Source organism: Burkholderia sp. 3C (assembly GCF_054589155.1).
The window spans coordinates 192592-193808 of sequence record NZ_BAAILN010000012.1 but is presented as its reverse complement, the minus strand read 5'-3'; the positions used below and the strand labels follow the sequence as shown (position 1 = coordinate 193808).

The window sequence follows — 1217 nt, the reverse complement described above, 5'->3', positions numbered from 1 at the left end:
CGATCGCGCCGAAAACCCCGCATCCTTGACGCCGCCCGCGTCAGCGGGCGACACCTCGCCGGCCTGCGCGTCTGCCGTGCGGCCGCTTTCGCTCCCGCTTCTCCACCCCCATGGGACACCAGTCGAACGCATTGCATCTGATGCTCGCCGACCATCTGTCGGACGAGATCGGCCAGGGCCTCTGGACGGCCGGCCAGCGTCTGCCGTCGGTGCGCGATCTCGCGCGCAACCGGGCCGTCAGCGTGACCACGGTGCTGGCTGCCTACCGCACGCTGGAAGACCGCCGCCTGATCGAGAGCCGGCCGAAGCGCGGCTATTTCGTTCTGGCCGCCGAAGCGGCATCTGCGTCCGCCGTGAAGTCCGGGCGCACGCGTACGGCCGCTGCCTTGCCGTTGACGCTTTCCGAGCCGCAATTCGATCGCGGCCCGCTCGATCACGACGCGCTCAACGAAATGGAAAGCCTGCCCGGCGTCGTGTCGTTCGGCACGGCGCTGTGCGGCGACGCGCTGTTCCCGGTGGAGGCGCTGGCGCGCAGCATCGCGTCCACGGCGCGCCGCCACAGCGGCCTGCTGGCCACGGTGTCGTTCTCGCCGGGCGCCGAGCGCTTGCGCGCCAGTCTCGCGTCGCACGCCGCGAACTGGAATTGCCATATCGGCGCGGACGAGGTGCTGATCACCAACGGCTGCGTGGAAGCGTTCGGGCTGTGCCTGCAGACGGTGACCCGACCGGGCGATACGGTGATCGTCGAATCGCCGGCTTATTACGGATTCCTCTCGACGCTCGCGCGGCTCGGCCTGCGCGCGTTGCCGGTGCGCTTCCCGGGCCGCGACGCCGCCGCGCTCGACGAGATCGCGCGGCTTGCCGGCGAGCAGCGGATCGGTGCGTGCCTGCTGTCGACCGCGGTCAGCAACCCGACCGGCGCGAGCATGACCGACTCCGCGCGCGCGGCCTTGGTGGCGCGGCTCGATGCGCTGTCGATTCCGCTGATCGAGGACGCCACGTTCAGCGACCTGCATTTCGACGCCGTGCAGCGCGCGGCCAAATCCTACGACCGCAGCGGCAACGTGCTGCTGTGCAGTTCGTTGTCCAAGACGCTCGCGCCGGGGCTGCGGCTCGGCTGGGTCAGCGGCGGGCGGTTTCATCGCGCGATCGTCGAGCTGAAGCGCACGATGAGCATCGGCCAGCCGTTGATCATTCAGGAAGCGGTGGGACAGTTT

Annotated in this window: 1 protein-coding gene; it reads left to right on the top strand. The window is 69.8% G+C overall.

The window, feature by feature from the left end; all coding sequences use genetic code 11:
- Window positions 1-110: 110 nt before the first annotated feature.
- The coding region (locus tag ACYP33_RS01980; protein ID WP_459619369.1) for an aminotransferase-like domain-containing protein at window positions 111-1217 on the top strand (1107 nt) is incomplete at its 3' end.